Genomic DNA, 10,694 nt, shown 5'->3' on the forward strand with positions numbered 1-10,694 from the left:
AAAAAGCGCAAAAGCCCCTTTCCCCCTGCTCCCTGCCCCACTTCGGCTACGCTCAGTGACCACCTGCCCCCTGCTGCCTAAATGATAAGTCTTTAACCGGACACGATATAACTGGCGCTTTCCCCCCTCCAACTCCTGAACTCGACTTAGCAAGTGCTTGGGAATGTACTTCGACGACTTGACCAAGCGATCGCCATCGCTCCAAAAATCAAACGTGATACTACGCCTGCGGGTAATCTTTGCCCAACCGACTATGGCCAACATTTGGGCGTAGGCGTAGCCCGCCGAAGGCATCGCCAAGAGAATCGCTTGGTTAACGGCACTCAACAACCAAGTATTACACTTTAATTGGCAGTGTAATTACAAACTCCGTTTTCTCGTGCGGAATGACATCTACTTCAATTATGCCGCCATGAGCTTCCACTACAATTTGACGAGCAATAGCCAATCCTAATCCCGTTCCTTTGCCCACAGCTTTGGTAGTGAACAAATGGTCAAAGATTTTCTGTTTAACTTCCTGAGGCATTCCTACACCATTGTCAGCAATCCGAATCACAACGTGCTGACCTGATTGAGCTACACAGGTTTGGATAGTAATACAATTAGGTTTAGCAGCGATCTCTGCCATACTTTTCCCTAAATTAGATTCGTCTAGGGCATCAATTGCATTTGCTAACAAATTCATAAAGACTTGATTGAGTTGTCCAGCGAAGCACTCCACTAAAGGTAGTACACCATAATTTTTTTCCACTTCAATTGCTGGACGCAATTCATTAGCTTTCAAACGGTGTCTGAGAATTAAAATTGTGCTTTCAATACCTTCATGAATGTTGAAAGGTACTTTGTAATCTCGATCAGTTCTGGAAAAAGTTCGCAAACTGTTGCTGATACTACGAATACGATTAGCACCCAAGTTCATGGAATCGAGCAACTGCGGTAAATCTTCGCGCAGGTATTCTAAGTCGATCGCTTCAATTTCATCTTCTATTTCTGGCCCAGGATCGGGAAACTTTTCTTGGTAGAGGTTGATTAACCCGAACAAATCTTGAACATAATCTTTTGCTGGTTCAATATTGCCAGCAATAAAGCCAACGGGATTGTTGATTTCATGTGCAACACCAGCCACAAGATTTCCCAAGGCTGACATTTTTTCACTCTGCACTAATTGCAACTGCATCTGCTGTAAGTCTTGCAGCGATCGCTGTAATTGTTGACTATTTTGCAATGATTTTTGATACAAACGGGCATTTTCCAGACAAATAGCCGCTTGAGTACAAAGAAGGTTCAATATATCAACGCGATCGTCAGTAAATGCGCCAATAGAGTGATTATTTTCTAGATACAAAATGCCCAATAACTTCCCTTGATGCAAAATTGGGCTACACAAAATACTCCTTGGCTGGTGCTGCTGAATATATGGATCGTGCGTAAATCTAGGATGCACAGTTGCATCAACAATCACCAATGCTTGCAAACTCCGTTTCACAATATTGATTAAGCTCAAGGGTACTTCTTGGCTTTCTTCTATTGCTTGTGGATGGAGTAGTGTTACAGAATTATCTATATTGGCGATCGCTTGCACTATCAAACTACCGTTCTCAGATAGTAGTAATGCACACTTATCAGCTCCAGCATTTTCTAGAGTAACGTGTAGTAAGCTAGAGACAAGTTTTTCTAATTTAATTTCACTCGAAAGAGTTTGAGAGGCTTTGAGAATTAATGCTAAATCTAAAGCAACAGAGGCACTAATATTATCTGAAGAAGAGGAATTATGAGAACTTCCCCGACCAGAGACAATGATTGTTTCATTGCTAGAGATAGGGCAAGATCCTTTTTCGAGGATAGGGGATAAAAGTTGAGGATAACGAGTTTCTAAATCAGTAACTTTGGCTTTAGCTCCCCAACGGGTATAGCAGTAATAAGCTTCAATCATGTAGTTTTGTGCGAGCTGCTGTTTGCCCCAGTTAAGATAGAATTTGGCGGCGAGTTCATTAGCGATCGCTTCTGGTTGAATGTAGCCCTGCTGTTTAGCATTTTCTATAGCTTGGTCATACAATTCGATGGCAGAGGCTTTGTTACCTAGCACCCGGTTTCTTTCTGCTTCCACCAAACACCACAGATGTTGATAGTTCATTGGCGCATGAGTTACCCAATGCTGCATCAAGGCTTGATTTTCAGCTACCTGTTGGAGATATTGCTGCTGTTCGCTGGCTGATACATCTGAGTAATGCGCCAAGAGTGATAGAGACGAATACAGTTTGTACTCTACAAAATGAATGCTATTTCTAGTACCATTTTGATATGGTTGGGCTAGTCGCAAATTTTCTATCGCATCAGTATAAGCTCCAAATAAATAGGCAAGAATTAATTTGTAGAAATATACAAAAAATAAGATAAAGCCTACCTGATATTTAATCCAAATTGGCAACATTTCTGTTTCATTGCAACTCTCACCCACTAAACGCAAATTATCAATTGCGCGACCACTTAAATTTAAGAGAAATTGTCTACTGATTTGACTTTGAATTTGCTGATACTCTTGTTTTAAATTTTGAATAATTTCAGTATACAGAGTTTGCTTGCCAAGGACTGTTTCTAGCTCTAACTCAGTATGAAAAGAAAAATCGCAATATGTCGTAGCATTGTAGCAAGCAAATTCTAAATCTCCAGTTTCTAACCCAAGCTGAAATCCTTCCTGTAAAGGTTCCAATGTGGCTTGAAAATGTTCTTTCCAGTGGCGAATGCTGCTATTAAACATCATGTAAATTTTAGATTTCAGCTTCCTGCTATCAAAGCAATCTAACAACTTGATTGCCATCTGACCAAATTTGTAGCCAGACTCAATATCCCCCCCACTACAGAGTAATAATCCATAGGTGACATAGGCATAAGCAGCAAGGCTAGAATTGCCATATCTGATGCACAGATTGACCATTGTAAAGATAATTGATGGGTACATCTGAGGATTAGTTAGAAACACAGCAGGAGCAACGGTCATCAATATTCGCTGTGCAGCTAGTTTATCCAGATCTGTTATTTCTGGCAGGTTGATTAATGCTTCAATATCTAAGGTGGCGATCGCTTCTTGCTCTAAACTGACACCTAACATCTGCAAAACTTCTAATGCTATGTCTACTGCTGACTGCATTTGAGATTGCGAAATTAAAGATTGAATTTTGATTTCGTAAACTCTGGCTTTTTGTAATGTATCCTTGACATTTTCGAGAAGTGTCTGTATTAACAGATTGGCTTGCTCATAGTTAGTATTCAGGCATTCTGCTTCTGCGGCTGCTGAATATAAAGAGAGCGTTAAATTGTACTGAGTCTGCCATCTCTGCGGTTCTAGGTACATCATACCTGTATTAAAATATCTCAGTGCAGCTTCGTAGGCTGTTGCGGCCTTTGCCTGATGACCCGCTATGAGACTCAGATTGGCTAATTTTTCTCGTTCACCAGGATGATCGATTAGTTCAGCAGCCAAGTTGAGATGGTTCAAAATATTAAAAATCTTTTCATGCTGGTCTGCTGCTGATGTATTGTCTAACAACCGTCGCCCAATTTTGAGGTGAGTTGCTTGCTTTTGGTCTAAAGGAATCAATGAGTAAGCTGCTTGCTGGACGCGATCGTGCAAAAATTTATAGTTGGTGGTTATTTTTTCTGGTTGAGCATTTACCAATGACTCGCGATCGCTCAAAAATACTTCTTGTTGGAAAAACTTATAAACATCATTCTGCGGTAAAATTAACCCATCTTTTAGAGCTAGCCACAAATCCTTGGCGGTTTGAGTTGGGGATTGTTCGTAAACGATCGCTAGTGTTTCTAAATCAAAAGTGTTACCAATGCAAGCTGCTAACTGCAACACCTCTTGAGTAGCTTGGGGCAATTTCTGGAGTTGAACTGCCATGAACTCTACTACATTATCGGTAAGAGTAAGCGATCGCACCTGTGCAATGTCACATTCCCAGTAACCGCCGTGAAAATTGAATGCAATCAGTCCATCTTCATATAATGCTTTGAGAAACTGAATTGTGAAAAAGGGATTGCCTTGAGTTTTGCTAAATATCAACTCTGTCAATGGCAAAGCTAACTCTAGGGAACAACTCAATGTATCAGCTACCAACTGATTCAGTGCCGAAATATCTAACGAGGTGAGAGTAATAGTATTAACTGTAGCCTGTGACTTCTCAATTTCTTGCAGCGTCAGCATTAGTGGATGAGTTGTAGAGACTTCGTTATCTCGGTAAGCCCCAATTAGCAATAGATATCGGCTATCTATCTCGCTCATTAACAGTTGTATAAACTTGAGAGAGGCAGAATCCGCCCATTGCAAGTCATCGATAAAGATTACCAGAGGATGATCTTTTGTTGCAAACACCTGGATAAATTTTTGAAACAGGATATTGAAGCGGTTTTGAGCAGCACTTGCAGAGAGTTCGGGGACAGCCGATTGTTTGTCAATAATCTGCTCTAGTTCTGGAATGACTTCAATAATAACTTGAGCGTTTTCTCCTAAAGCAGCGATAATTTTGTTCTTCCATCGATCTAATTGCGTATCATTTTCACTGAGCAGTTGCCCAATCAAATCACGAAATGATTGTAAAAAAGCAGACAGGGGAATGTTGCGCTGAAACTGGTCAAATTTACCTTTAATAAAATAGCCCCGTTGCCGGACAATTGGTTTGTGGACTTCGTTGACCACAGCAGTTTTGCCGATACCAGAGAAACCAGCCACTAGCATGAGTTCACTACGTGCTTGAGAAATTCGCTCAAAAGCTGCTAGTAAACTTGCTACTTCGTTATAGCGACCATAAAGCTTTTCTGAGATGATAAAGCGATCGCACACATCTCGTTGTCCAATCTCAAATAGCTCAATCTGACCGCTTGTTTGCAGTTGGTTGAGACACCTTTCTAAATCATGTTTCAGCCCTAACGCACTCTGATAGCGGTCTTCAGCATTTTTCGCCATCAGTTTCATCACTATATTTGCAATCACCTGCGGAATTTCTTCCCTGTTACCCGTTCCCTGTTCCCTGTTCCCTAAAATTGGCGGTTGTTTAGCGATATGGCAATGAACTACTTCCATCGGATCGTGAGATTGAAAAGGTAATTTTCCGGTAAGTAGTTCAAAGAAAGTTACCCCTAACGAGTAGAAATCACTACGGTAATCAATACCTCGGTTCATCCGTCCCGTTTGTTCTGGAGATACATAGGCAAGTGTACCTTCCAAAATATTCGGACTATAAATTTCCTGGGTTTCTCTAGACAGTAGGGAAGCAAGACTGAAATCAATCAACTTCACCTGCTGGCTATCTAGGTTAATTAAAATATTGGCAGGCTTAATGTCTTTGTGAATAATCCGGTGGCGATAAAGTTCATCAAGAATTGCTGCTAGAGCGATCGCAATTTCTAAAAAAGCTTTCAGGCGATGCGGCCAAAAGGAGCCGGTATTGCTGTTAATTTCTTTATGTATCCACTCTCGTAAAGAAATACCACCAAAATCCTCCATTACCAATGCATAGCTGTTGTGGTAATGTTCCAAGCTGTAAAGACGAACAATACCCCCAAAGTCAAGATTTTTAGCAATGGCGTACTGATTGCGAAATTGCAACAATTCATTAAATGATGGATACTCTTGTTTAAGTATTTTGATGACTACTGGCACTTGATCCTCCGTGCGAATTGCTCGGTAAACTAGGGTTCTAGAGCCTTCATAAAGTCGCTCACTAATTCGATAACCCAGAATCTTGGTAAGTGGCTCAACTACTGTAGTCATTTTGAGTAATTTTGGCAAAGAAACTAATTGATTTACAGTATTTTTCCCAAATCATAACGATTTCTAACTCACTTGTTAGAAATGCTATAGGACTCATATCAATACTGCTCGGGTTTTGGATTTTGAACTCGGAGTTGGGTTTAGGGAAAAGGTTAAAGGGTAAAGGTTAAAGGTTTTTTCTTTCCCCTTTCCCCTTCCCCTTTTCCCCTTAACCGACAAGTATTGGGACTCATATTTGATTTATGAAAAAATTCAATACAACTCAAAGAGGCTTCTTGCCTACTAAACATTCGCGCTTGATTTCTTCTGAGTAACCTTTCGGTTCATAAGAATCAATAAACTGTAATTTTTTACCTCTTTGTTTACCATTTTTGCGAATATGGGTTATGCACACCTTGGACATTCCATAGCAATCGCACTAATTCATATTTCTATTCTGCAACGCCCCGGATGATGTCAATGATCACAGAGACGATTCTAGAAAAGCTGTACAATCAAGCGATCGCTCGATAACAGAAACGGCTGCAATAAATATACTACCGTCAGTTTGGGTTGGGCGAACACCACTTGTGTCAACCTAAGCCGCAGTGAATGGAATTCGTGGCTACACAGCCTCTCGTCCGCCTCTATGGACTTACGAAAATTAAAGTTTTGAAACCCACCTCCGTGAGTTTTCTTTGTCTAGATGCAGTTTCTAACCACCTATCTAGTAGGAGCAACTTCTCTAATCCTGGCAGAGAAGTTGCAAGATAAATTCGTAAACTCTCAAATCGGAATTAGAGATTACGAATTATTGTTTATCTCCTCAAAATATTAATAGTTGCACCTGCTGCTGCGCCATCTAATAAATCGCCAGCCACATCTTCGCGCCCGCCAAGAATAGCGCGAACCCCGGCGCTAGTTGCTGCACCGACTGCGGCATCTCTACCTAAATTACGTTTTTTCTTACGTCCAACCAAATTGACGGCAGCACCAGCCGCAGCACACTTAGCACCATTGCGTAAAACAGTACCGCGTCTTCTAGCAGCTCCAGTTACTATACAAGTACCAGCACCAAGGGCTGCATCTCCTAAAATCCGGTCGTTAGCTGCTGCTGGTTGAAGAGGAACTAAGGAGATTCCAGTTAAACTGGCAGCCATGAAACTGGGTAGAAATGCGCGTTTGAGAATTCGATTCATAGTAGATACCTTCTTAAAAAATCAAACGACTGTTCAAAAGACTAAAGAAAAATTCAATTTGTTGCAGTCACAGATGCGCTTATTTTAGTTTAGACTAGTCAGGAGTGCCAAATCCAAAGCCTTACAGTGATTGAGATAGGGAAAATGTACTCAATCGTAAGGCAGATAATAAGTGTTACAGAAAAAATATCACATTGACCGAGAGTTCAACATTATCTTGCTCCTGGGTAGTGAAATCAAGGGTGTAACAAAGCCGAGGCAAACCCCAATCCCAATGATGAGTTTGGGGTGGAAATTTATTTCCAAAGTACACTCACTTACCGCCTTCACTTAGAGCGCCGTGTGGAAAGAGCGTTTTTTCATGGGCACTTCTTCCTGGTCGAAAACCGAACGAGTTTTGCTCGAAGCGAGCTTCCCATTCAGATTTCAAAGCTAGTTTTACTAGCGATTGCTTGGCTGGTGTGGGTTGGCTAAACTTCGGGTTGCGTGTCTGGTGTAAGCGATTGGTAAAGTTGACACAATGCTTCAAGCCTGTCGGTTGTTTCTATCCCTGACAAAACAGTTTCTAGTACACTCACATCACATCTTGGATGGATTCAATTTCAGGTAATAAATTTTGCCCAGGCTCCAGTCAATTTCTCTGTGCGCTTGTGGAAAATGCTTAAAAAACGTATTGATAGCAGCAACTAAAGTTGATTAGGTGAAGCGCCGCAGAGGAATCATCGGTGATTTAGCAAACCCATGCAATTCATAGAAATGAATTGCCGAATAATTATCAACGTCTGTCAAAAGAGTAATACGAGATACACCTTGAATGCGACAAAATTCGATTGCTCTAGTAATGAGTTCTGAACCAATGCCAGTACCTCGATAATTAATATCTACTACCATGTCTTCTAAGATACTAACTAATCCTCCTTGGGCTGTACTAATTGTAAATAGAATGTTCACCATACCTATGAGTTTTTCTTGATCTCGCGCAACTAAAATAGCTCCAACATGAGGCTGCGTAATGATTGCCTGCAAGCCAGCAGTTTGTTTATTTACATCTGGTTGGAACTCTGCTTCTTGAGAGAACAAGGAACTCAGAAGTGGGAGCAGTGCTGGTATATCTGAAAGTGTTGCAACTGAGACTGTTACCATAACAAATAGTTACTGCAAATGTGTTAACTCTCATAAGCATAAGGCTGACAAATTCTCAAAGCCAACAGCAATTTGTGGGAATTGATAGAGGTTTTTACTTTTCTCTGATACATCCATCACTCAAAACAGACCGGAGAAGCTAATTGCTTGCGAGCTTACAAATTAGTGTTTAAGAGTTAACGAGCAAGCAACTATAAAATTAGACAAGCTTGAGCTTGGTAACTTTAAATTTTTTTCTTAAGCTTGCCAAGACATTTATCCACATGATAATGTCTAGATATGCATCTATCTTAAGGATAGTTTTAAAGTCAAAAAATTCTCTGCATCATCCTTCCTGTTTCATACGGCTTTAGGTTATCTTTTTGCGTTTAAACTGGCATTAAGTGTGTGAATTTGCTTAGTACTTTGTTGCTCCGACTTGGATTATCTTCTCCGCTTGTGATTATCAATTTGGCTTAATTTTATCTAATTAAGCCTTAGTTCAAGAAATAGAAAGTTTATCTATCACTTGGAACAATAAAGTGCTGGTTGCAAGTATCAGGTAATTTGTAAATCCATTAGCCAAAATTAAACTAATCTTCTTATTTGTTTATTACGTCTTGGTCTTGTTCTTTGTGGATAAGTCAGGAATAAATAAACATAGACAATAACAAGAGCAAAGGGAGGAAACAAAAAGCTAATTTGCTCCCCAGCTTCTTGCTAAAAATGCTCTTGTTACACAGAACGTTAATTTTTCTTCTAGGCATCAGTACTCCTGACCACTAATTACTAATTACTAATCAAGATACGTTGGAGATAGAAAAATGTCTAAGGATATCAATGAACAACAAACTAGCATTGTAGAACAGAAAAAACAACTAATTGAGGAACTTCTTAAAGCTTATCCTGATAAATCCCGTCAAAAGCGAGATCGGCAAATCAATGTTTACCAACAAGGTGAGTCAGACTGTGGCGTTCAGTCAAACGTTAAATCGGTTCCTGGTAGTATGACTGCTCGTGGTTGTTCCTACGCTGGTGCTAAGGGTGTAGTTTGGGGCCCAATCAAGGACATGATTCACATTAGTCATGGGCCTGTGGGTTGTGGTTACTGGTCTTGGTCTGGTCGTCGTAACTACTACATTGGTACTACAGGCATCAATTCTTTTGGGACTATGGATTTCACTTCTGACTTCCAAGAACGGGATATTGTATTCGGAGGTGACAAAAAACTTAGCAAAATCATCAAAGAAATTGAAGAACTTTTCCCACTTAACCGAGGTATTACCATTCAATCTGAATGTCCTATTGGTCTGATTGGAGATGACATTGAAGCTGTAGCTAAGAAGTCTACTAAAGAGATTAGCAAGCCCATCGTTCCTGTACGTTGTGAAGGCTTTCGTGGTGTTTCTCAGTCTCTTGGGCACCACATTGCTAATGACACCGTTCGTGACTGGTTATTTCCTTATGCTGAACGTGCCAAAAAACAAGGAAAGCTGCTCAACCATGAACCTAGTCCCTATGATGTTGCAATCATTGGTGACTATAATATTGGTGGTGATACTTGGTCTAGCCGCATCCTCTTGGAAGAGATTGGTTTACGTGTAATTGCTCAATGGTCGGGTGATGGTACTCTCAATGAGATGATGCTTACACCTCAAGTGAAGCTAAATTTAATTCACTGTTACCGCTCAATGAATTACATTACTCGTCATATGGAAGAAGCTTATGGGATTCCTTGGCTAGAATACAATTTTTTTGGTCCCACCGAGATTGCTAATTCCTTACAACAGATTGCTGCTAGATTTGACTCCAAAATTCAAGAAAATGCTCAGAAGGTAATTGCTAAGTATCAACCGACAATAGATGCAGTCATTGCTAAGTATCGACCGCGTTTGGAAAACAAAACTGTAGCGCTGATGGTCGGCGGACTACGCCCTCGCCACGTGATTCCTGCATTCAACGATTTGGGTATGAAGCTTGTGGCTACAGGTTATGAGTTCGCTCATCATGACGACTACAAACGTACTATTGACTATATTGAAAACGGTACTATCATTTATGACGATGTAACCTCTTACGAGTTTGAGGAATTAATTAAAGCGCTCAAACCCGACTTAGTTGCTTCTGGGGTTAAAGAGAAATACGTTTTCCAAAAAATGGGTTTACCTTTCCGTCAGATGCACTCTTGGGATTACTCTGGACCGTACCATAGCTATGACGGTTTTGCCATTTTTGCTCGTGATATGGATATGGCTTTAAATAACCCTTCTTGGCAATTGATCCCTACTCCTTGGAATCAAGCTAGTTAGGAAATAATATAGACATAGCAACACCAATTGTTGACACACCTGATACAAATAATAGGGCTGCCAGGGGCTGGAAATGGTAAAAACTCAGGCTGCAACATGGGCTATATAATGCCGCTCCTTCTACATCGAGGCAGTAGCAACTATTAATGCATCTCCTTCGGAATCAGGAGGTTCAAAAGCTCATGCTTCACTAATATCGCCAAGAATTGCGGGAAATACTTTTGTGGGATTTAGGAGGACAACCGGGTTATCGGCTGATTCACCAGTTATATTTGAACGAATTGGCAGTAGCCCTGATTGTATTTGATGCCC

The 10,694-nt window shown here is 40.6% G+C and carries 6 protein-coding genes and 1 pseudogene; 2 read left to right on the plus strand and 5 right to left on the minus strand.

Annotation, left to right across the window (positions count from 1 at the left end):
- Window positions 1-153: 153 nt before the first annotated feature.
- Window positions 154-348 carry a hypothetical protein gene (locus tag RMX98_RS31905; RefSeq protein WP_322681711.1) on the plus strand — a complete coding sequence of 65 codons (195 nt, stop codon included), beginning with the start codon at window positions 154-156 and terminating at the stop codon, window positions 346-348.
- Here the strand turns inward: RMX98_RS31905 and RMX98_RS31910 are convergent.
- The 5 genes and pseudogenes from RMX98_RS31910 to RMX98_RS31930 form a co-directional block, all read right to left on the minus strand.
- Window positions 338-5,773 (minus strand): AAA family ATPase, encoded by a 5,436-nt coding sequence (locus tag RMX98_RS31910; protein WP_322681712.1) that lies wholly within the window; start codon window positions 5,771-5,773, stop codon window positions 338-340. The genes RMX98_RS31905 and RMX98_RS31910 overlap by 11 nt on opposite strands.
- Before the next feature lie 283 nt (window positions 5,774-6,056).
- Window positions 6,057-6,181 (minus strand): annotated as a pseudogene (locus RMX98_RS31915) (IS1 family transposase); the annotation flags it as partial.
- 389 nt (window positions 6,182-6,570) lie between these two features.
- Window positions 6,571-6,951 (minus strand): hypothetical protein, encoded by a 381-nt coding sequence (locus RMX98_RS31920; protein WP_322681713.1) that lies wholly within the window; start codon window positions 6,949-6,951, stop codon window positions 6,571-6,573.
- A gap of 313 nt (window positions 6,952-7,264) precedes the next feature.
- Entirely contained in the window at window positions 7,265-7,480 is a 216-nt protein-coding gene (locus RMX98_RS31925) for a hypothetical protein (RefSeq protein ID WP_322681714.1), read from the minus strand.
- Between the two features lie 167 nt (window positions 7,481-7,647).
- Complete coding sequence (locus RMX98_RS31930; protein ID WP_322681715.1) at window positions 7,648-8,094, minus strand: GNAT family N-acetyltransferase; 447 nt, start codon at window positions 8,092-8,094, stop codon at window positions 7,648-7,650.
- An 803-nt stretch (window positions 8,095-8,897) separates the two neighbouring features.
- Here RMX98_RS31930 and nifD point away from each other — a divergent pair.
- On the plus strand, window positions 8,898-10,382 hold the full coding sequence (gene nifD / locus RMX98_RS31935) for a nitrogenase molybdenum-iron protein alpha chain (RefSeq protein ID WP_322681716.1): 1,485 nt from the start codon (window positions 8,898-8,900) through the stop codon (window positions 10,380-10,382).
- Window positions 10,383-10,694 lie beyond the last annotated feature (312 nt).

The sequence above is a fragment of the Nostoc sp. DedQUE02 genome (assembly GCF_034531035.1).
In the GTDB taxonomy this organism is placed as follows: Bacteria; Cyanobacteriota; Cyanobacteriia; order Cyanobacteriales; family Nostocaceae; genus Nostoc.